This is a genomic window from Massilia arenae (genome assembly GCF_008014745.1).
GTDB classification, from domain to species: domain Bacteria; phylum Pseudomonadota; class Gammaproteobacteria; order Burkholderiales; family Burkholderiaceae_D; genus Telluria; species Telluria arenae.
Window position 1 is genome coordinate 1 of sequence record NZ_VPFD01000020.1, and the last position, 21,314, is coordinate 21,314.

At 65.9% G+C, this 21,314-nt stretch carries 20 protein-coding genes; 14 read left to right on the plus strand and 6 right to left on the minus strand.

What is annotated here, in order from left to right; all coding sequences use genetic code 11:
- Positions 1-361 precede the first annotated feature (361 nt).
- A complete protein-coding gene (gene ppsR / locus FVD38_RS17835) occupies positions 362-1,210 on the minus strand; it encodes a posphoenolpyruvate synthetase regulatory kinase/phosphorylase PpsR (protein ID WP_123071698.1) in 849 nt (282 codons plus the stop codon).
- Between the two features lie 201 nt (positions 1,211-1,411).
- Here ppsR and ppsA point away from each other — a divergent pair, with 201 nt between their 5' ends.
- From ppsA to FVD38_RS17855, 4 genes are all read left to right on the plus strand, one after another.
- Positions 1,412-3,844: a phosphoenolpyruvate synthase gene (gene ppsA, locus FVD38_RS17840; protein ID WP_147936065.1), complete on the plus strand. Its 2,433-nt coding sequence runs from the start codon at positions 1,412-1,414 to the stop codon at positions 3,842-3,844.
- A gap of 168 nt (positions 3,845-4,012) precedes the next feature.
- The gene (locus FVD38_RS17845) at positions 4,013-4,441 is read left to right on the plus strand and encodes an NfeD family protein (protein WP_147936066.1); all 429 of its coding nucleotides are present in this window, start codon (positions 4,013-4,015) and stop codon (positions 4,439-4,441) included.
- Positions 4,442-4,473: 32 nt separating this feature from the next.
- Positions 4,474-5,394, plus strand: coding sequence for an SPFH domain-containing protein (locus FVD38_RS17850; protein WP_123071701.1), 921 nt, complete (start codon positions 4,474-4,476; stop codon positions 5,392-5,394).
- Positions 5,391-6,200 (plus strand): SDR family oxidoreductase, encoded by an 810-nt coding sequence (locus tag FVD38_RS17855; RefSeq protein ID WP_147936067.1) that lies wholly within the window; start codon positions 5,391-5,393, stop codon positions 6,198-6,200. Before FVD38_RS17850 ends, FVD38_RS17855 begins: the two co-directional genes overlap by 4 nt.
- A 7-nt stretch (positions 6,201-6,207) precedes the next feature.
- On the opposite strand, the gene FVD38_RS17860 is transcribed toward FVD38_RS17855, so the two are convergent.
- Positions 6,208-8,403 carry a TonB-dependent receptor gene (locus FVD38_RS17860; protein ID WP_147936068.1) on the minus strand — a complete coding sequence of 732 codons (2,196 nt, stop codon included), beginning with the start codon at positions 8,401-8,403 and terminating at the stop codon, positions 6,208-6,210.
- Positions 8,404-8,524: 121 nt separating this feature from the next.
- On the opposite strand from FVD38_RS17860, the gene FVD38_RS17865 reads away from it, so the two are divergent.
- The 3 genes from FVD38_RS17865 to FVD38_RS17875 all read left to right on the plus strand — a co-directional run bounded on the left by FVD38_RS17865 (position 8,525) and on the right by FVD38_RS17875 (position 11,488).
- Entirely contained in the window at positions 8,525-9,709 is a 1,185-nt protein-coding gene (locus tag FVD38_RS17865; RefSeq protein WP_147936069.1) for a PepSY-associated TM helix domain-containing protein, read from the plus strand.
- Complete coding sequence (locus FVD38_RS17870; RefSeq protein WP_147936070.1) at positions 9,706-9,897, plus strand: hypothetical protein; 192 nt, start codon at positions 9,706-9,708, stop codon at positions 9,895-9,897. Before FVD38_RS17865 ends, FVD38_RS17870 begins: the two co-directional genes overlap by 4 nt.
- A gap of 142 nt (positions 9,898-10,039) precedes the next feature.
- Entirely contained in the window at positions 10,040-11,488 is a 1,449-nt protein-coding gene (locus tag FVD38_RS17875) for a Ppx/GppA phosphatase family protein (protein WP_147936071.1), read from the plus strand.
- 163 nt (positions 11,489-11,651) lie between these two features.
- On the opposite strand, the gene FVD38_RS17880 is transcribed toward FVD38_RS17875, so the two are convergent.
- On the minus strand, positions 11,652-12,110 hold the full coding sequence (locus FVD38_RS17880; protein ID WP_147936072.1) for a SixA phosphatase family protein: 459 nt from the start codon (positions 12,108-12,110) through the stop codon (positions 11,652-11,654).
- A complete protein-coding gene (gene ppk1, locus FVD38_RS17885; protein ID WP_147936073.1) occupies positions 12,082-14,244 on the minus strand; it encodes a polyphosphate kinase 1 in 2,163 nt (720 codons plus the stop codon). Before ppk1 ends, FVD38_RS17880 begins: the two co-directional genes overlap by 29 nt.
- A gap of 159 nt (positions 14,245-14,403) precedes the next feature.
- On the opposite strand from ppk1, the gene lepB reads away from it, so the two are divergent.
- The 4 genes from lepB to FVD38_RS17905 all read left to right on the plus strand — a co-directional run bounded on the left by lepB (position 14,404) and on the right by FVD38_RS17905 (position 18,190).
- Complete coding sequence (gene lepB / locus FVD38_RS17890; RefSeq protein ID WP_147936074.1) at positions 14,404-15,078, plus strand: signal peptidase I; 675 nt, start codon at positions 14,404-14,406, stop codon at positions 15,076-15,078.
- An 85-nt stretch (positions 15,079-15,163) separates the two neighbouring features.
- Positions 15,164-16,357 carry a multidrug effflux MFS transporter gene (locus FVD38_RS17895; RefSeq protein ID WP_147936075.1) on the plus strand — a complete coding sequence of 398 codons (1,194 nt, stop codon included), beginning with the start codon at positions 15,164-15,166 and terminating at the stop codon, positions 16,355-16,357.
- Between the two features lie 3 nt (positions 16,358-16,360).
- On the plus strand, positions 16,361-17,554 hold the full coding sequence (locus FVD38_RS17900) for a hypothetical protein (RefSeq protein WP_147936076.1): 1,194 nt from the start codon (positions 16,361-16,363) through the stop codon (positions 17,552-17,554).
- Between the two features lie 9 nt (positions 17,555-17,563).
- A complete protein-coding gene (locus FVD38_RS17905) occupies positions 17,564-18,190 on the plus strand; it encodes an ABC transporter ATP-binding protein (RefSeq protein ID WP_147936077.1) in 627 nt (208 codons plus the stop codon).
- Here the strand turns inward: FVD38_RS17905 and smpB are convergent, their stop codons facing one another.
- The gene (gene smpB, locus FVD38_RS17910; protein WP_123072330.1) at positions 18,191-18,640 is read right to left on the minus strand and encodes an SsrA-binding protein SmpB; all 450 of its coding nucleotides are present in this window, start codon (positions 18,638-18,640) and stop codon (positions 18,191-18,193) included.
- Between the two features lie 94 nt (positions 18,641-18,734).
- Between smpB and FVD38_RS17915 the strand changes: the two genes are divergently transcribed.
- From FVD38_RS17915 to FVD38_RS17925, 3 genes are all read left to right on the plus strand, one after another.
- On the plus strand, positions 18,735-19,166 hold the full coding sequence (locus FVD38_RS17915) for a type II toxin-antitoxin system RatA family toxin (protein WP_123072329.1): 432 nt from the start codon (positions 18,735-18,737) through the stop codon (positions 19,164-19,166).
- Positions 19,159-19,476, plus strand: coding sequence for an RnfH family protein (locus FVD38_RS17920; protein WP_147936078.1), 318 nt, complete (start codon positions 19,159-19,161; stop codon positions 19,474-19,476). The genes FVD38_RS17915 and FVD38_RS17920 overlap by 8 nt, the downstream gene beginning before the upstream one ends.
- 175 nt (positions 19,477-19,651) lie before the next feature.
- Complete coding sequence (locus tag FVD38_RS17925; RefSeq protein WP_147936079.1) at positions 19,652-20,797, plus strand: GGDEF domain-containing protein; 1,146 nt, start codon at positions 19,652-19,654, stop codon at positions 20,795-20,797.
- 4 nt (positions 20,798-20,801) lie between these two features.
- Here FVD38_RS17925 and FVD38_RS17930 read toward each other — a convergent pair whose 3' ends face one another.
- Entirely contained in the window at positions 20,802-21,302 is a 501-nt protein-coding gene (locus FVD38_RS17930; protein WP_147936080.1) for a DUF4124 domain-containing protein, read from the minus strand.
- Positions 21,303-21,314: the final 12 nt, after the last annotated feature.

Below are 21,314 nucleotides of genomic sequence, written 5' to 3' on the forward strand. Positions count from 1 at the left end.
CCTGATCTATGGCGTCATTCGAACCGGCAAGCCATTTGACGCCAATTATCTTCACAAAAATCTTGCAATCCAAGACGGTATCTGACCCTATTTAATTTGTGGGTAATATAGCGCTAACAGTTGGGGATTGTAGTCCTCTGCGGAATCTTATTTCCAGAGTGCTCGGCCGACGGTGCTCAAACCGCGGAAATTAATTAGGGTCAGAGTAGAATTGCGGAGCAATTCCTCAAAGTTGTCAAACAATTCGACTCTGACCCTAATTAATGTGCACGAACTTTCAGGCAAGTCGAGGCTGGCTTGTGCAGGATTAATGGGCACTCCGAAAGCTTTCTCGATAATTCGACACTGACCCTAATGGGCGTTAGTACTCGCGGCGGTCGGGTTTGATTTCCTGGAGGATGGTGGTGGCGATTTCTTCGATGGATTTTGTCGTCGACGAGAGCCAGCGGATGCCTTCGCGGCGCATCAGGTGTTCGGCTTCGTTGACTTCGTAGCGGCAGTTTTCCAGGGAGGCGTATTTGCTGCCGGCGCGGCGCTCGTTGCGGATTTGCGAGAGGCGCTCGGGGGTAATCGTCAGGCCGAATAGTTTGGCCTTGAATGGCGGTAAGGAACTCGGGAGCTTGCCGCGTTCGAAGTCGTCGGGGATTAACGGATAGTTTGCGGCTTTCAGGCCGTATTGCATCGCCAGGTACAGGCTCGTCGGGGTTTTGCCGGAGCGCGAGACGCCGACCAGGATCACGTCGGCTTCCGCCAGGTTCTTGTGCGATTGGCCATCGTCGTGCGCCAGCGAGAAATTGATCGCCTCGATGCGGTTCTTGTATTCCTCGGTGTCCACTGCATTGTGGATGCGCCCGATCGTGTGCGTCGACTTGACGTCGAGCTCTTGCTCGAGCGGCGCGACGAAGGTCTGGAACAGGTCCATGTGCATGCCGTTGGCCGAGCGGATCACGCTCGACAGGTCGTGCTTCACCAGGGTCGAGAACACGATCGGCCGCTGGCCGTGCAGCGCGAAGCTTTCGTTGATGCGGCGCGCAGCGTCGTGCGCCTTTTCGATCGAATCCACGAACGGCAGCCGGATCTGGCGGAAACGCAGGTCGAACTGGCTCAACACGGCGTGACCGAAGGTCTCTGCCGTGATGCCGGTGCCGTCCGAAACGAAGAAGACGGTGCGCGAAGCGGTGACTGGAGGAGGCAGGGAATCGTCGGTCATGATGGCGGAATCGGTATGCTTTGCTGACAAAGTAACATCAAAAGTGCGCTGCACTTCACCCTGTCGCGGGGTAAAATGCTCGGCAACGGGTTTTGCATTGTGCTGCACGCGGGCCAGAATAACAAGAACACGTCAAGACGCCCCCGCTTGCCGGCACCGATGCGCCAACAGCTTTCCATCATCAAGTAAGGGTGTTTTATCATGACTAACCTAGCTACTCCAGCACTGACGCCAGACGCGGCCAACCGCGTCTACGTGGCCTCGTTCGAGGACTTGCGCATGACCGACGTCGAGTCGGTCGGCGGCAAGAACGCCTCGCTCGGCGAGATGATCAGCCAGCTGGCCGGCGCCGGCGTGCGCGTTCCGACCGGCTTCGCCACCACCGCCGACGCCTTCCGCGACTTCCTCGACCACAGCGCGAATGGCGGCCCATCGCTGGGCCAGCGCATCGCGACCCGCCTCGAGAACCTGGACGTCGACGACGTGCGCTCGCTGGCCGCCGCCGGCGCCGAGATCCGCGGTTGGATCGTCGAGACCCCGTTCCAGCCACGCCTGGAAAGCGACATCCGCTCGTTCTACGAGCGCCTGGTCGCCGGTTCGGAAACCGAAGTCTCGTTCGCCGTGCGCTCCTCGGCCACCGCCGAAGACCTGCCGGATGCGTCCTTCGCCGGCCAGCAGGAATCGTTCCTGAACGTGGTCGGCATCGACAACGTGCTCGAAGCGATGAAGCATGTCTTCGCCTCGCTCTACAACGACCGCGCGATCTCCTACCGCGTGCACAAGGGCTTCACCCACGCCGAGGTCGCGCTGTCGGCCGGCGTGCAGCGCATGGTGCGTTCCGACACCGGCGCCGCGGGCGTGATGTTCACCATCGATACCGAATCGGGTTTCAAGGACGTGGTGTTCATCACCTCGAGCTACGGCCTGGGCGAGACCGTCGTGCAGGGCGCGGTGAATCCGGACGAGTTCTACGTCCACAAGCCGATGCTGGCCCAGGGCAAGTCGGCCGTCATCCGTCGCAATATCGGCTCCAAGCTGATCAAGATGGAGTTCACCAGCGAAGCCAAGGCCGGCCGCTCGGTCAAGACCGTCGACGTGCCGATCGAGCTGCGCAACCGCTACTCGCTGGTCGAAGAAGAAGTCATCGAGCTGGCCAAGTACGCGATGATCATCGAGAATCACTACGGCCGTCCGATGGACATCGAGTGGGGCAAGGATGGCCGCGACGGCAAGCTGTACATCCTGCAGGCGCGTCCTGAAACCGTGAAGTCGCAGCAGAAATCGACCGATGCCCAGCAGCGCTTCAAGCTGAAAGGCAGCGGCACCGTGCTGACCCACGGCCGTGCGATCGGCCAGAAGATCGGCGCCGGCCCGGTGCGCGTCATCACCGACCCATCGGAGATGGAACGCGTGCAGCCGGGCGACGTGCTGGTGGCCGACATGACTGACCCGAACTGGGAACCGGTCATGAAGCGCGCAGCCGCGATCGTCACCAACCGCGGCGGCCGTACCTGCCACGCGGCGATCATCGCGCGTGAGCTGGGCGTGCCGGCGGTGGTCGGCTGCGGCGACGCGACCGACGTGCTCAAGGACGGCACCCTGGTCACCGTGTCCTGCGCCGAAGGCGACGAAGGCATGATCTACGACGGCCTGCTGGAAACCGAGGTCACCGAGGTCGCGCGCGGCGAACTGCCGCCGATCAAGACCAAGATCATGCTCAACGTCGGCAACCCGCAACTGGCGTTCGACTTCCAGTCGGTGCCCAACAACGGCGTCGGCCTCGCCCGTCTCGAGTTCATCATCAACAACAATATCGGCGTGCACCCGAAGGCCATCCTCGAGTACCCGAACATCGACGCCGACCTGAAAAAGGCGGTGGAATCGGTCGCCCGCGGCCACGCCTCGCCGCGCGCCTTCTACGTCGACAAGCTGGTCGAAGGCGTGGCCACCATCGCCGCCGCTTTCTGGCCGAAGACGGTGATCGTGCGCCTGTCCGACTTCAAGTCGAACGAGTACAAGAAGCTGATCGGCGGTTCGCGCTACGAGCCGGACGAAGAAAACCCGATGCTGGGCTTCCGCGGCGCCGCGCGCTACCTGGCCGAGGACTTCGCCGAGTCGTTCGCGATGGAATGCGCGGCCATGAAACGCGTGCGCAACGAGATGGGCCTGACCAACGTCGAGCTGATGGTGCCGTTCGTACGCACCCTCGGCCAGGCCGAGAAGGTCGTCGACCTGCTGGCCAAGAATGGCCTGAAGCGCGGCGAGAATGGTCTTCGCCTGATCATGATGTGCGAAGTGCCGTCCAACGCCATCCTGGCCGAGCAGTTCCTCGAGTACTTCGACGGCTTCTCGATCGGCTCCAACGACCTGACCCAGCTCACCCTGGGCCTGGACCGCGACTCCGGCATGGAGCTCTTGGCCAAGGACTTCGACGAACGCGACCCGGCCGTCAAGGCGATGCTGTCGCTGGCGATCAAGGCCTGCCTCAAGCAGGGCAAGTACGTCGGCATCTGCGGCCAGGGGCCGTCGGACAATCCGGACTTCGCCCAGTGGCTGGTGGATGAGGGCATCGAGTCGATGTCGCTCAACCCGGATTCGGTGATCGAAACCTGGCAGAAGCTGGCCAAGGGCTGATCCCCGACATTCCCCATCGAGGGCCGCCGGTGCTACACTGGCAGGAATGATCGCTTTCCAAGCCCTCAAGATTGACCGCCGCAGCCCACCGCGCGGTCATGCGAACCCTCCTTACCCTCTCCGGGTAGCGAGGGTTTTTTCATTCCATGACAAGAAGGAGACCCTGACATGTCCGACTGGACGTACTGGCTGATTGGGGCCGGCGTACTGATCGTGGCCGAGCTGTTCATCGGCACGTTCTACCTCTTGATGATCGCGATCGGGCTGCTGTCCGGCGCCGCCGTCGCCTGGCTCGGCGCCAGCGGCCCGCTGCAGACGCTCGCGGCGGCGCTCGTCGGCATCGGCGCCACCATGGTGCTGCGCCGCACCCGCTATGCGCGGCCCGGACGCGGCAAGGCCGCGAACGACCCCAGCATCAACCTCGACATCGGCCAGCGCGTCACCGTGCCGCAGTGGCAGGAGCGGCGCGCACGCGTGATGTACCGCGGCGCGCTGTGGGACGTCGAGCTGCGCGCCGGCCTGGAACCGGAACCGGGCGACTTCGAGATCGTCGAAGTCCAGGGCAACCGCCTGATCGTCGCCCGCCGCCAGGCCTGAACAAGAACAACCCATAACAGGAAGGGATGCACATGGAACTGTCTTTCAGCGTGGTCGCGATCGTGATCTTCGCCATCGCCCTGGTCTTCGTGTTCAAGACCATCAACGTGGTGCCGCAGCAGAACGCCTGGGTGGTCGAGCGCCTCGGCAAGTACCACGCCACCCTGGCCCCCGGCCTGAACATCGTGGTGCCCTTCATCGACCGCGTCGCCTACAAGCACAGCCTGAAGGAGATCCCGCTCGACGTGCCGCCCCAGGTCTGCATCACGCGCGACAACACCCAGCTACACGTGGACGGCATCCTGTATTTCCAGGTGACCGACGCCATGCGCGCCTCCTACGGTTCGTCGAACTACATCCAGGCCATCACGCAACTGGCCCAGACCACCCTGCGCTCGGTGATCGGCCGCATGGAGCTGGACAAGACCTTCGAAGAGCGCGACCTGATCAACACCCATATCGTGAACGCGATCGACGAGTCGGCCGCCAACTGGGGCGTCAAGGTGCTGCGCTACGAGATCAAGGACCTGACGCCGCCCGCCGAGATCCTGCTGGCGATGCAGGCCCAGATCACGGCCGAACGCGAGAAGCGCGCCCTGATCGCGGCCTCGGAAGGCCGGCGCCAGGAGCAGATCAATATCGCCAGCGGCGAGCGCGAGGCGGCCATCGCGCGCTCCGAGGGCGAGAAGCAGGCCGAGATCAACCGCGCCCAGGGCGAGGCGGCCGCCATCGTGGCGCTGGCCGACGCCAGCGCAGCGGCACTGCGCCAGGTGGGCGAGGCGATCGCGTCGCCCGGTGGCATGGACGCGGTCAGCCTGCGCGTGGCCGAGCACTACGTGGACGCGTTCGCGAACCTTGCCAAGACCAACAACACCCTGATCGTGCCGGCCAACCTGGGCGATATGAGCACCGTGATCGCCAGCGCGCTGCAGATCGTGAAGGCGCAAAAATGAGCCGGGTCATCGTCATCACCGGAGGGTCGGATGGTATCGGCGCCGAGATGGCACGCCAGCTGGCGGCCCGGCACGGCGCCGGTGTCAAGCTCGTGCTGGCCGCGCGCAACCAGGGGCCGCTCGACCTGGTCGCCGGCCAGTGCCAGGCGCTCGGCGCCGACACGCTCACGGTGGCCTTCGACGCCGGCCGCCAGGAGGATTGCCAGCGCCTGATCGCACAGGCGGTCGAACGCTTCGGGCGCATCGACGTCCTGGTCAACAATGCCGGTCGTTCGGCGCACGCCCTGTTCGAAGAGGTCGAGAGCCTGGCGTGGTACGAAGAGCTGATGCGCGTGAACCTGTGGGGCAGCGTGTGGTGCACCCAGGCCGCGCTGCCGCAGTTGAAGGCGAGCCGCGGCGCCATCGTGGCCGTGTCGTCGCTGGCGGGCCTGGTCGGGGTGCCGGGACGTACCGCATATTGCGCCACCAAGTTCGCGATGAGCGGCTTCTTCGAAGCACTGCGGGTGGAGCTGAAGCAGGCGGGCGTCAGCGTGACCACGGCCTATCCGGGTGTGGTGGCCACGCGCATCCGCTACCGCGGCTTCAACGCCAGGGGAGAAGAGGCCGGAGCCAGCGCGCTCAAGGAAGAAAAGGCGATGCCGGTCAAAGAATGCGCGCGCCTGATCGTCAAGGCGATGGAACATCGCGAGCGCGAGATCGTGATGACGGCGCAGGGGAGGATCGGGCGCTGGCTCAAGCTGATCGCGCCCGGGGTGGTCGACAGGATGGCGCTGGCCGCCGTGAAGGACGACCTGCGCCTGCAATGATTACGACTTAAAAACCGACCGTCGCCGACACCACCACGCTGCGCGGCGCCGCCAGCACCAGGTAGCCCGCGCCCGGATAGCCGCCGGCCGACGCCCAGTAATTCTTGTCCGTGACGTTGTCCACGCGCGCGCGCAGGGTCAGGTCGCGGTCCATAAAGCGGGTGTTATAGGTCGCGCCCAGGTCCAGGCGGGTCCACGACGGCAGCTTCTGCAGGTTGGCGCCGTCGGCATACTGCTTCGAGGTGTACACGGTGCGCGCGTTGACCGACAGGCCGTCCACGCCCGGCACGTCCCAGTCGGCGCCGATGTTCAGCTGCGTCTGCGGCACGCCGATCGCGTCCTTGCCCTGGTTCTTGCCGCCCTCGGTGATGCGCTGTTCGGCGTCGAGCAGGGTCAGGCCGCCCAGCACTTTCAGGCCGCGCACCGGGGTGCCGAAGACCGACAGCTCGACGCCGCGGTTGCGCTGTTCGCCGTACACGCCGAACACATTGTTCTCGACATAGGCGCTCGGCTGGCTGGTGGTGAATACGGCCGCGGTCAGGCCGTAGCGGCCGCTGTCGTACTTGACGCCCGCTTCGCGCTGGCGCGAGACATAGGGGGCGAACTTGGTGCCCGAATTGACGATGCCGACGCCCGATGCCTCCGGGCCGCGCTGCAGGCCTTCGCTGTAGTTGGCATACACCGACACGTCCTTGCGCAGCTTGTAGACGATTGCGGCGAACGGCGTGTTCTCGCTTTCCTCGTAGCCGTCTCTTTCGAGGCCTGTGTCATTGCGGTAGCCATAGTCCTTGATGCGCTGGTGGCGCAGGCCGACGTTGACCAGCACCTTGTCGTCCATGAACGACATGGTGTCCGCGATGGCAAGGCTCGACAGGATGGACTTGCCCGTCACCAGCGGGTTATTCATGTCGCCGCCGGACGGCCAGGCGTCGGGTGGCGGCGGGGCCACGTCGCGCGGCGTATAGAGGTTCGAGGCGAAGCCCGCGAAGTCGCTCATGCCGAAGGCATTGCGCGACTTGGAGTGGAAGCCCGAGGCCGACGCGCTCAGCGTGTGCTTGACGGCGCCGGTGCGCAGCTCACCGCGCACGCCCACTTCGCCGGTGCGCACCTGGTCCTTGCGGATATTGTCGAAGCGGCTCATGGTGGCGTCGCCATTGACGGCGTTGACGTCGATGCCGGCCAGGATGTTGAATTCCTGGCCGTTGCGCAGGCCGGCGGCGGCCCAGGCCACCGCGTTCTCGCCCAGGTCGATCTCGGCGCGCACCGTGCCGAAGGTGTGGCGCTCGTTCGAGACGGTCCAGGGCTGGGCGAAATTGTGGCGCGAATCGGGCGCCGCGATCATCGGCAGCTCGGCAGCCAGGTCCACGCTCGGACGCGCATTGGTCAGCTGGTGGTCTTGCGCGCCGACGTCGGCCGACAGGCGATAGCCGCGGCCGCGGTAGTCGACGCCGATCGAATACACGGAGAGCTCGCGCTCCTCGCGGTCGACCGCGGTGTCGCCGTTGCGGTGCGCCACGTTGACGCGCACGCCGGCGCGGCCTTCCTCGCCGAAGCGGCGGCCCAGGTCGATGGCGCCGTAGCCCTGGCCGCCGGTCTCGACGCCGACGGTGACTTCGCTCAGTTCCTGGTTCGGCGCGCGCTTGGGCAGGATGTTGATCGAGCCGCCGATGCTGCCGCCGGCCGGCGCCGCGCCGTTGATGAAGCTGTGCGCGCCGCGCAGCACCTCCACCCGTTCCATCAGCTCGGTCGCCACGAACTGGCGCGGGAGCAGGCCGTACAGGCCGTTATAGGCCGTGTCGTCCGAGCCGACCGCGAAGCCGCGGATCATGTACAGCTCCTGGTAATTGCCGAAACCGCGCGCCACCCGCACCGACGGATCGTTCTGCACCACGTCGCCCACGCTGCGCGCCTGCTGGTCCTGGATCAGCGCATGGGTGTAGTTGGTGCTGTTGAACGGGGTGTCCATGATGTCGACGTTGCCCAAGAGGCCCAGGCGGCCGCCACGCGCCACCTGGCCGCCGGCATAGGCGGCCGGCAGGCCCTGGGCCGAGGCGTCGGCCGAGGCGGTCACGACCACGGTCGCGATGTTCTCGTCGGCTTTCGGTTCGGCTTGCTGGGCGAATGCCGTGGAAGACGCAGTCGTGGCAACGAGGAGGGCGGCGGCCAGCGCGGCCGGCGTCAAAGTGAAGCGCAGCGTGTTCATGTGTCTTGCTCTTTTTATGCGTTAAAAGTAACGCGCATTCTATGCCCGATACTTGCTTATGTAAATGAGAACGATTATTATTCATGGTCTGTATCTCTAGCTATAATGCATACCTAATAACATGTCACCCGTTTCCCTGCGCCGCTGGGGCTGGATTCACAAATGGTCCAGCCTGGTCTGCACCATCTTCATGCTGCTGCTGTGCCTCACCGGCCTGCCGCTCATCTATCACCATGAGATCGGCCACCTGCTGGGCAACGAAGTCGAGCCGCCGACCCTGTCGCAGCCCACGCCGATGGGCAACGTCGACGCCGTGATCGCCTCGGCCAAGGAGCTGTACCCGACCAAGAAGCCGATGTTCATCTCGCAAGAGGCGGACGTGCCGGAGATCTGGCACGTGACCCTGGCCGACCATATGCAGGACCATGACTACAAGCCGATCGCGGTCGATGCGCGCACCACCAAGGTGATCGTCGAACCGGCCTTCGAGGGTGGCGTGTTCATGTCGACCATGCTGGCGCTGCACGTCGACCTGTTCATGGGCCTGGCCGGCAAGCTGTTTTTGGGGTTGATGGCCCTGTTGCTGCTGGTCGCCATCGTCAGCGGCGCGGTCCTGTACTCTCCCTTCATGCGCAAGCTCGATTTCGGCACCGTGCGCAAGGAAAAGAGCAGCCGCCTCAAATGGCTCGACATGCACAACCTGCTGGGCATCGTCACGCTCACCTGGCTGTTCGTGGTCGGCGGCACCGGCATGATCAATACCTGGGCCGACCTGATGCTCAAGTATTACCAGCACAATGAGCTGGGCCAGATCCTGGCCCAGTACAAGGACAAGGCGCCGCAGCCGCATACCGCCTCGGTGCACGACGCGATCGAGAAGGCCAAGGAACGCCTGCCGGGCATGCGGGTCGCCTTCGTGGCCTTCCCGGGCACCGACTTCAGCAGCGCCCATCACTACGGCATCTTCATGAACGGCGACGAGCCGTTCAGCTCGCGCATGTACCAGCCGGTGCTGGTCGACGCCCATACCGGCGAGCTGACCGACGCGCCGCAACTGCCGTGGTACCTGAAGGCGCTGCTGGTGTCGCAGCCGCTGCACTTCGGCGACTACGGCGGCCAGTGGATGAAATTCCTGTGGGCGGTGCTGGACATCGCGACCATCGTGATCCTGGTGACGGGCCTGTACCTGTGGGTCAAGCGCGGCAAGACCGCCAACGCGACGGCCAAGGCCGCGGCGCTGGACAAGCACGCGCCGCCCCGGGGCGTTGAGGCGCCGGCGCTGGCGCGCGAAGGAGGCGCATCGTGAGCAAAACGCCCATGCAAATCTGGGGCGTGCCGATCGTGCTCGCCATCCTCACCACCATCGGCCTGATCTCGGCCCTGCTGGGCGACGGCATCTGGGACGCCCTGTCCGCCGTCACGCTCGGCATTCCTTGCCTGGTCGGCGCCTGGTACTGCCTGCGCCGCCGCCCGGCCGCCCGCCAGCACCGCTGAACGGGCCGCGCCGCGCAACACCCGGGACACTTTTCGTGCGCCGGGGTTGGTGGCGGCCCGTGCCACGCTGTATACTTGGCGTCTAATCGATCCCGCGCAGCATGAGCTGGCCGCGGGATTCGTCCATTTTCGAAAGGACCTCATGTTTGCAGCCGTCGACCTCGGGTCCAACAGCTTTCGCCTGCACATCGGCGAGCCGCTCGGCGCCCGCATGCACATCGTGCGCACCGCGCGCGACCCGCTCCGCCTGGCGGCGGGACTCGACAGCAACAACATGCTCACCGAGGCGGCGATGCGCGGCGCGGTCGCCTGCCTGCACGACTTCCGCAAGATCCTCGACGAGTACCACCTCGACGCCGTGCGCGTGGTCGCCACCAATACCATGCGCGTGGCGAAGAACGCCGACCAGCTGCTGCCGCAGCTCGAGGCGGCGATCGGGTATCCGATCGAGATCATCTCGGGCGAAGAAGAAGGCCGCCTGATCTATATGGGCGTGACGCGCGCCATCGAGCGCCAGGACGAGCGGCGGCTGGTGATCGACATCGGCGGCGGTTCGACCGAGGTCATCGCCGGCACCGGCCCCGAGATCCACCTGGTCGAGTCGTTCGGCATCGGCACCCAGCCTCAGGCCAGGAACTATTTCCCGGACGGCCGCATCACCGCGCGCGCCTTCGATGCCGCCGTCACCGCGGCGCGCGCCCGCTTCGAGGACGCCGCCTCGCTCTACCACGCCCAGGGCTGGGACGCCGCCTATGGCTCGTCCGGCACCATGCGCGCCATTTCGGAAGTCATCGGCCGCAATGCGATCGGCGACGGCACGGTGTCGCAGGCCAGCCTGCACGCCTTGCGCGACATCCTGATCGAGCTGGGCCACGTGGACGCCTTCGCGCTGCAGGGCGTCAAGCGCGACCGGGTGCCGGTGATGGTGGGCGGCCTGACGGTGCTCATCGGCGCCATGCAGGAGCTGAAGGTCGAGCGCCTGCATGCGGTCAATGCCGGGCTGCGCCTGGGCGTGCTGTCCGACCTCGAGCTGCGCGCCAACCGGCGCGACCGGCGCGACGCCGCGATCCGCTCCTGCATGCAGCGCTTCCGGGTCGACACCCAGCGCGCCCTGCGCACCTGCGGTATTGCGACCCTGCTGTACGAACGCCTGCAGCCGCAGGCCGACAGCCAGCCGCACTACCTGGCCTGGAGCGCCATGCTGCACGAGATCGGCCTGGCCATCTCGATGAGCGGGTCTCACAAGCACGGCGCCTATATCGTCGAGCATGCCGACCTGGGCGGCTTCACGACGCGCGAGCAGCGCCTGCTGGCGACCCTGGTGCTGGGACAGAAGGGTAATCTGCGCAAGATCCGCGAAGCGCTGGTCGAGCCCGACCTGGCCAAGGCGGTGCTGGCGCTGCGGCTGGCGGTGGTGTTGATGCATGCGCGCGCCGACAACGACATCGGCAGCCTGCGCCTGCGCATGAAGGGCAAGATCGAGATCGACCTGCCGCCGGAACTGCTGGCGCGGCATCCGACGCTGGCGCCCTGGTTCGAGAAGGAAGAGTGCAGCTGGAACGACGTGGGGATCGCGTTCCAGGCGAAGTGAGGTCGATGCTGGCCACGCGCGCCTGCTTAGTCGTCGTTCCCGCGCAGGCGGGAACCTAAGTTTCTCGAGTAGTTGGCAGCATCAAACACACCCTCGGCGCGAGCACACTTGGGTTCCCGCCTTCGCGGGAACGACGTGCAGAGGTTCGTGGTTTCGTTCAGCCTTAGCGCAATTTGCCGATCACATCCGGCCCCGCCACCAGCCGGATATACGGAACGCCATCTGCCTCCTTGTGTTCGATCCAGAACACGCCCGCCTTGCGGATGCGCCAATCCTGCTTGTCCCCGCACAGCACCATCGACGCCACCTGGCCCAGCAGCGGCTGGTGGCCGACGATCAACGCCGGCTGGCGGTGCTCGGGCCAGCCGCAGGCTCCGATGATCGCTTCCGCGCTCGATTCGGTGCTCAGCGCTTCCACCACCTCGTAGCGCCGTCCCAGCGCCTCCACCGTCTGGATGCAGCGCGTGGCGGGGCTCACCAGGATGCGGCAGGCCGGCGGCAGCTTGCGGTCCAGCCAGGCGCCCATGCGCGCGGCGTGGCGTTGGCCCTTGGGCGTCAGTTCGCGTGAGGCGTCCGGCTCTCCCGGCTCGGCCTCAGCGTGGCGCCACAGGATCAGTTCCATTGTCGTTTTCCTTGTCGTCGGTATCGTTATTGAGGTTGGCGGCGCCCAGCAGCTCCATCAGCACCTGTTGTGCGCTGTACTGCCCCTGCTTGCCGCGCGCCTTGCGGCGGCGGTAGCGGCCGTCCGGCGCCAGCTCCCAGGCATTGACGTTGTCTTTCAGGTAGGGCTGCAGGCCTTCGCGCATTACGCGCCGCTTGAGCGCGGTCGAGCGGATCGGGAATGCCACTTCGACCCGGCGGAACAGGTTGCGGTTCATCCAGTCGGCGCTGCTGAGCACCACGTCGTGCTTCAGGTCGTTGCGGAAATAGAAGATGCGGGTGTGCTCCAAAAAGCGGCCGACGATCGAGCGCACCTTGATGTTCTCGGACAGGCCGTCCACGCCCGGTCGCAGCGCACAGGCGCCGCGGATGATGAGGTCGATCTTGACCCCGGCATTCGAGGCCTCGTACAGCGCCTTGATCACCGACTCGTCGGTGAGGGAGTTCATCTTGGCGATGATGCGGCCCGGCCGGCCGTGGCGCGCGATGTCGGCTTCCTGGCGGATCGCGCGCACGACTTCCTTCTGCAGCGAGAACGGCGCCAGCCAGATGCTCGACAGCTGCTTGGGCCGGGTCATACTGGTGAGGTGGATGAAGACTTCGTTGACGTCCGAGGTCAGGTCCGGGTCGGCCGTCAAGAGCCCCATATCGGTGTAGAACTTGGCCGTCGTCGGGTTGTAGTTGCCGGTGCCGAGGTGGGCGTAGCGGCGCAGTCCACTGGGCTCGCGGCGCAGCACCAGGGCCATCTTGGCATGCGTCTTGAGGCCGACCACGCCATACACCACCTGGGCCCCGGCCTGTTCGAGCTTCTCGGCCCAGTTGATGTTGGCCTCCTCGTCGAAGCGCGCCATCAGCTCGACGATGACGGTCACTTCCTTGCCGCGCCGCGCGGCCTCGATCAGGGCCTCGACCAGTTCCGAATTGCTGCCGGCGCGGTAGATGGTCTGCTTGATCGCCACCACGTTCGGATCGGCCGCCGCGCAGGCGATGAAGTTGATCACCGGCTGGAACGACTCGAACGGGTGGTGCAGCAGCGCGTCGTGCTTGCGCAGCGTGGCGAACAGGTCGGGGCCGGACAGCTTGCCGGCATAGCCGGGGACGAACGGCGGGAATTTCAGCTCGGCCTGGTCGTTGGCGTTGACGATCTCCAGCAGGCGGCCCAGGTTGACCGGGCCGTCGACCTTGAACAGGCGGCTGCGGTCGATCTGGAACTGGTTGAGCAAGAAGTTCGACAGGTGCTCGGGGCAGGAGCGGCCTACCTCGAGTCGTACGGCGAAGCCGTACTGGCGGCCATGCAGTTCGCTCTGCAGCGCCTGGCGCAGGTTCTTGACTTCTTCCTCGTCGACCCACAGGTCGCTGTTGCGGGTGACGCGGAACTGCGAGTAAGAGACCACTTCGCGCCCGGTGAACAGGTCGGCCATATGGGCCTGGATCACCGACGACAGCAAGCAGTAGGAGGCGCCTTTCTTGTCCGACAGCTCGTCCGGCAGCCGGATCACGCGCGGCAGCACGCGCGGCGCCTTCATGATGGCGATGCCCGATCCGCGCCCGAACGCATCCTTGCCGGCGAGTTCCACGATGAAGTTCAGGCTTTTGTTGATCACGCGCGGGAAGGGGTGGGCCGGGTCGAGCCCGATCGGCGTGAGCAGCGGGCGCACTTCGCGGTCGAAGTATTGCTTGACCCAGGCGCGCTGGGCGGCGTTGCGCTCGCTGCGGTGCAGCAGGTGGATGCCGTGCTCGGACAGCTGCGGCAGGATCTCGGTGTTGAACAGGCTGTACTGGCGCGCGATCAGGTGACGGCATTCGGCGCTGGCGCGTTCCAGGCTGGCCGTGAGGCCATCGGGCAGGGCGCCGCTGGCGCGGTCGAGCTGGTACTGTGCCAGCAGGCTGGCGACCCGCACTTCGAAGAATTCATCCAGGTTGCTGGCCACGATGCACAGAAAGCGCAGGCGTTCGAGCAGGGGCACCGACGGGTCTTCGGCCTGGGCCAGCACGCGGCGGTTGAATTCGAGCAGCGACAGTTCGCGGTTCAGATAGGCGCCGCCGTCGGAAAATTGTTTGAGCTCAGCCTCGATGGCCTTTTTCTTCATATCCATATTCTGCGGTCGTAGTCGTCCCGCAGGCAGTGTAGATGTCAAATATGACAGCCCGGTGACACTCGTCCCCGCCGCTGCCGCCATTTCCTTAATGAACTGCTAAGCCTCCTATCGAAGGCGGCGGCTATGCTTGGCGCTCCATTCACCGAGGAGTCGTCCATGAAAAACTTCGTCCGCGCCAACAAGGGCTTCCTGATGTTCCTGCTGTTGTTCGGCGTGTTTCGCAGCGCGGTGGCCGACTGGAGCCCGATCCCGAGCGGCTCGATGCGCCCCAATCTGCTCGAGGGCGACGTGGTGCTGATCAACCGCATGGCCTTCGACCTCAAGATACCATTGACTGAGCACAGCGTGGCGCACCTGGGCGAGCCGGCGCGCGGCGACATGGTCGTGTTCCATTCGCCGGACGACGACATGCGCCTGATCAAGCGCGTGCTGGCGGTGCCGGGCGACCTGGTCGAAATGCGCAACGACCGCCTGTTCGTCAATGGCGAAGGCGCCAGTTACGCGGTGCTGGGCGAGGCGCGTGAGCGCAGCCGCGGCATCGAGGTCGGCGCGATCCGCATGGAAGAGCAGGTGGCCGGCACGCGCCAGCGCATCCAGGTCTTGCTGGGCGTGCCGGCGCCGCGCAGCTTCGCGCCGCAGCGCATCCCGGCCGGCCAGTACCTGATGTTGGGCGACAACCGCAACGACAGCGCTGATTCGCGCGTTATCGGCCTGGTGCCGCGCGAGAAGCTGATCGGCCGCGCCGAACGGATCCTGGTGTCGGCCGCCTACCAGGAGAACTGGATGCCGCGCCTGGACCGCTTCGGCATGTCGCTGCGTGAGGATCGGTGAAGATTGGCGGGATCGAAATAGCGTACAATCGCGCCCCCCAATGGCGCATCCTGCGGTGTTGGCAATGATCCCGAAAGTGCAGTACATGCAAAAGCTCCTCACCGTCATCCTCGCCTGCCTCGGCATGATCGGCGCCCTGGCCATCGACACCTATCTGCCGTCGATGCCGGCCATTGGCGTCGAATTCGGGGTCGGCCCGGTGGCCGTGCAGCAGACCCTGAGCGTGTTCCTGTTCACGTTCGCCTTCATGATGCTGTTCTACGGCACCCTGTCGGATTCCTTCGGCCGTCGCCCCGTGATCCTGGCTGCGCTGTCGGTCTACACGCTGGCCTCGATCGGCGCGGCCTGGGCGCCGAGCTTCGGCTGGCTGCTGGTGTTCCGCGCGCTGCAGGGCCTGTCGGCCGGCGCCGGCTCGGTGATCGGCCAGGCCATCGTGCAGGACCGTTTTTCGGGCGCGCAAGCCCAGCGCATGATGTCGCACATCATGATGGTGTTCGGCCTGGCGCCGGCCATCGCCCCGATCCTGGGCGGCTGGCTGCACGTGACCTTCGGCTGGCGCTCGTCCTTCGTGTTCCTGGCCGTGTTCGGCGCGGCGATGATCCTGATGGTCATGAAGCTGCTGCCGGAAAGCCTGCCGGTCGAGAAGCGCCAGGCCTTCCACCCCGGCACCATCGGCCGCAACTACCTGATGGTGCTGCGCAACCCGCAATTCGTGTTCCTGGCGCTGTCGGTGGGCCTGGCTTTCAGCGGCCTGTCGCTCTACATCGGCTCGGCCTCGAACTTCGTGATGGAGATCCTGGGCCTGCCCGAGACGGCGTTCGCGTGGATGTTCATCCCGCTGGTGGGCGGCATGGTGGTGGGCTCGGCCTGGGGCGGCAAGCGCGCCCACAGCTCGACCCCGCGCGGCATGATGTGGACCGGCTACGCCGTGATGACGCTGGGCGTGGTGCTCAACGTCGGTTATCACGGGCTGTTCCCGGCCAGCGTGCCATGGTCGGTGCTGCCGCTGTTCGTGTACACCTTCGGCCTGGCGGTGGCGATGCCGGCGGTGCAGCTGACCGCGATGGGCCTGTTCCCGAGCAACCGCGGCCTGGCCTCGTCGATGGTCGGCTTCATCCAGATGATGTCGTTCGCGCTGGTGTCGGGCCTGGTGGCGCCGCTGCTGTTCGACAGTGCCCTGAAACTGGCGCTGGGCGTGGCGGGCGGCCTGCTACTGAGCTTTGGCGCCTGGCGCCTGTCGGTGCGTACCGCCGCCGCGCCTGCCGTATCGGGCGCCTGATCCGTGCTGGCGAGCGTTGGGACACCCTTCCTCGCCCTGTTCGCGCTGCGCCGGCGCTATCTGCGCGAACAGTCGCAGGCGCTGTATCGGCGCTACGGCCACGCGATCGCCATTTTCGGCGCCTTCCTTTCCCTGGTATTGATCGAGCAGCCGTCCGTGCTGGCGGCGCCGATCCTGCACTTCTGGCGCGATCCGCTCGACCTGGGCGCCAGCCTGGCCCACGTCGCCGGGTGGCTGATGGTGGTGGTCCTGTGGGCGCGCGTGCACCGCGCTTTCGTGCGCGGCGCGGCGTTTGCCGTGTTCGCCCGCAGCGGCAGCCATGGACACCGTCTCGCGCCCATGCTCGACCTGGCGCTGCTGCTCGTTGCGCTGCAGTGGTTCGCCATTCCGTTCGCCATCGCGGCCTGGGTGGTGCTCGCGGCCGGCACCGGAACGATCCTGTTCTGGGCCAGCTTCGGCGTCATGCTGCTGGCGACGATGGCGGCGGGCCGCGCCGCGGTGTTCGGGGCAGGGCGAGCGTCGCTTGTCCGCTTGGCGGCCGCGCTGGCGCTGCTGGTGTCGGCGCCGCCCCTGGGCGGCTGGCCGCTGTTCATTTCGCTGGGCTTGCTGGCGTTCGACCTGGCGCGAGCGCCCGCGGCGCGCGTGCCGACGGCTGTCGATCACGGCGTCACCGGCAGGTTGCGCGGCCCCGGCCTCTGGTTCCTGTTCCTGCTGCATGGCCGCTCCCTGTGGCGCGCCCACTTGCACGTGGCCCTGGCGCGGATTGGCTTGACGGTATTCGTGCACGCGCTGTGCTGGTGGCTGATCCATCGCGTCGGCAAGCAGCAGGATGCCGCCGGCTTCATCAAGCTGGCCTGGTGCGCCAGCGCGTACTGGCTGGCAGGCCTGTATTACGCGTTCTGGCAGGCGCGCCAGCCGCTCCAACCCTTTTTGCGCAGCCTGCCGTTCGGCGTGGCCCGGACGCTGGCGGCCGAGCAGCTGGTGGTGCTGGGGCTGAGCGCGGCATTGTCGGGCCTGGCCTGGCTGGCCCATGCACTGGCGCCGGCCGGGAGTCCGGACCTGACGCCCTGGCTACTGCGCTGCGCCGCTTGTTCGCTACTGCTGCTCGCGCTGCTCGGCGCGCCGATCCTGCAGCGGCACCGGTATGGCGTGCCGATGAAGGTCGCGCTGACGGTCGCAGCCCTTCTCTTGATATAAGGACGTTAGATGACCATCCTACTGGCAGCCGAAGGACTCGGCATGCGCTTCGGCGCCCGGGTGCTGTTCGAGAAACTCGACCTGGCGCTTGGCGCCGGCGCGGTAGCCCTGGTCGGCGGCAACGGCGCCGGCAAGTCGACGCTGCTGTCGCTGCTGGCCGGGATCGAGGCGCCGCAGGCGGGCAGGGTGGCGGTCTGCGGCCACGATCTGGCCAGCCAGGGCCGCGCCGCGCGCGCCAGCCTCGCCTATGTGCCGGACGAATCGGTCGCCTACGACTTCATGACCGGGGACGAGTTCCTGCGCATGGTGCAGGCCTTGCGCGGCTGCGCTGGGCCGGACCAGGAGCTGCTGGCCGGGTTCGGGATCGACGTCTATCTCGGCCTGCCGTTTCGCGACATGTCGCTCGGCACGCGCAAGAAATTCATGCTGGCCAGTGGCCTGATGGGAGGCGCGCCGGTGGTGCTGATGGATGAGCCGAGCAACGGCATCGATGCCGCCGCAAGGGCCTTCCTGGTCGCGCAGATCCGGGCGCACGAGCACACGCGCCTGATCCTGTTCTCGACCCACGACCAGGACCTGGTCGCGGCCGTCGGCGCGCGCGTGCTGGACCTGTCGGCGCCGGCACGGCGCGATTGATCAGCGGCGGTTGGTCTTCATCGCCTGGTTGACTTCGCGCTTGGCGTCGCGGTCCTTCTCGGTCGCGCGCTTGTCGTGCTGCTTCTTGCCCTTGGCCAGGCCGATCTCGCACTTCACGCGGCCTTTCTTCATGTGCAGGTTGAGTGGCACCAGCGTGAAACCGGCGCGCTCGACCTTGCCGATGAGCTTGTCGATCTCGGCCCGGTGCAGCAGCAGCTTGCGCGAGCGCAGCGCCTCAGGGTGGCTAAAGGTGGAAGTCGTCGTCAACGCACTGACGTGCGCGCCGAACAGGTAGAGCTCGTTATTGCGCACGAGCACATAGGCTTCCTTGATCTGCACCCGCCCTTCGCGGATGGCTTTTACTTCCCAACCCTCCAGCACCAGACCCGCTTCGTAGCGGTCTTCGATGAAGTAGTCAAAAAAGGCTTTTTTATTGTCAGCGATGCTCATGAAAAGGCGAAAATTCGCGTGTCGGTTAAACTACTGCCATTGCGCCAACGAATGGCGCATGTAAATGACCAACATCATAACAAACGGTTGACCAATGGCAGTAGTGCACAAATCAGTTTTCCTTGGCTATAGCGCAGAACAGATGTTCGACCTGGTTGCCAAGGTCGAGGATTATCCCAAGTTCCTGCCCTGGTGTGCAGGCGTCAAGGTCGTCGAGCGGACCGACGACAAGCTGGTCGCCAGCCTGCAAATCAATTTCCACGGTGTGAAGCAAAGCTTCACGACATCGAACCACAACCAGCGCCCGACCCAGATGAAGATGCACCTGGTCGACGGTCCTTTCAAGATGCTGGAGGCGACGTGGAGTTTCAAGGCCCTGCGTGAAGATGCCTGCAAGATCGACTTCGACATGCAGTACGAGTTCTCGAGCGTCATCCTGGCCCAGATCGTCGGCCCCGTGTTCGGCATGATCGCCAACAGCATGGTCGACTCGTTCTGCAAGCGCGCCGAGGCGGTGTATGGCTGAGCTGCTGGACATTTCGGTGTGCTATGCCAGCGACCAGGTCGAATGGCTGCACCCGATGCAGGTAGAGGCGGGCACGACGATCGGCGAGGCGATCGAGCGCAGCGGCGTGCTGGAAGCCTTCCCCGACATCAACCTGACGACGCAGCCGGTCGGCATCTATGCCAAGAAAAAAACGCTCGACACCGTGCTGCGCGAGCGCGACCGCATCGAGATCTACCGGCCGCTGGTGGCCGATCCCAAGGAGTCGCGCCGCAAGCGCGCGGCCAAGAAAGAGCGCAGCGCGACGGACCCGGCGGCCGACGGCGTCTAGTACCCGCGCACGGAGTGCTTGCCTTAGTTGTTGCGCAACTGCAATAATTGGATAGATTTCTCGGGGTTTCTTGGTATCATGAAGGCTCCGATGGGGCAGAGGCCACGTTCCCACCTGCCGCCTTTCTACCCGCCTTATTGCTGTGCCGATGTTGAATGCCCTGAGTCTGATATTAGTGACCACCGCCTTGTCGGGGGTCATGCTGCTGGTCCTGTCCTCGCTCGCCAAGAGCGAGGTGGCGGGCATTCGCGAGTGGCGGCGGGCGAACCTGCTGGCGGTGGCGGCCCTGCTGTTGTTCGCGGCGCGGGGAGCGGTCCCCGAGTTCCTGACCATCGAGGTGGCCAATGCGCTCTACCTCGGCACGATCACAATGAGTTACGTCGGTTTTCGGCGCTTCCTGGGACGCTCCGTCCCGTGGCGCTGGCTGGCTGGCGCCGCCCTGGCCGCGATGTCGGCGCTCGTCTTCTTCCACCATGCGGTCGAATCGGCGCCGCTGCGCATCGTGGCGATGTCGCTCTACCATGGCGCCGTCTGTTTCGCGATCGGCACCACCCTGCGCGGGAAGGTGGAGCCAAGCCTGCGCTATTCGTTCACCTTCACCCGCTGCGCCGCCCTGGTGCTGGGCGTCGGCCACGCCTGGCGCGGAACCTTCTACGCCATCGATGCCTACCAGCCTTATTCGCTGCTCGAGGCGAGCACCTATAACCTGGTGTTCTTCGCGATCGGCACCCTGGCGCTACCGGCGCTGACCCTGGGCGCCGTGATGATGGCCAATGCGCGCCTGATCGCCGCCAGCACGCACGCCGCCGACCACGATCACCTGACCGGGGCCGCTTCGCGCCGTGCATTCTTCGCTTTCGCCGAGCGCGAGCTGGCGCGGGCCGAACGCCGCGGCAGCGGTCTCGGCTTGCTGCTGGTGGATGCCGACCACTTCAAGCGCATCAACGACACCCATGGCCACGGCGTGGGCGACCAGGTGCTGCGCGACCTCGTCGAGCGCACCCAGCAAGTGATCCGCAAGATCGACTACTGCGCGCGCCTGGGCGGCGAAGAGTTCGCGGTGCTGCTGCCCGACGCCGATGACGGCACGGTCCTGGCAGTGGCCCAGCGCCTGCGCGCCGCGCTCGAACGCGCGCCGCAGGCGGAAGTGGGCGCGGCCGGCGTGTCCTATACGGTCAGCATCGGCATGGCCATGCTGCAGCCGGGCGAAGGCATCGCGAGCCTGATGGCGCGCGCCGATACGGCCCTGTATGCGGCCAAGGCCGGCGGGCGCAACCGCGTGGAGGCCGCGTCCGAGCCCGTGAGCGCGCCGGCCGCGTAGCGGATCAGCGGCACTCCTGCAGTGCGCGCCTGACCTGTTCGCTGCGCGCGGCCTTTTCTTCGTCGCTCATATAGGTTTTTTCGCCATCGGGGCCGATCCGCGCGACGCGGATGCCCGAGCTCAGGCTGGCCTGCGTCTCGCGGGCCGCGGCGCAATGCTCGGCCAGGCGCTTGCTGCGCTCGGCGTCTTCCTGATTCTTCCGCTCCTGCTCCGCGCGCGCCTTGCTGCGTTCGCGGAAGGCGGCTTCCTGCTCGGCCAGGGTGGGCGGGCTGGCGGCGTCCTGGCTCCCGGCGGCAGGCTCGGCGCTGGTCTCCGAAGAGGTCGCCGGTTCCATTGCGGGGCGGCCGGGCGCCTTGAGGATCTTGCCGGCTGGCGTGCCCGGCGGTGGCGGGCGGTCGGAATATTGGCGCGTGCCGTTGGGGCCGATCCAGAGGTACTGGGCGTGGGCGGCGGTGGCGGCGAGCAAGAGCAGGGCGCCGAGGGCGTGTCTGGAAAAAAGAGGCATGAAATGGTTCCC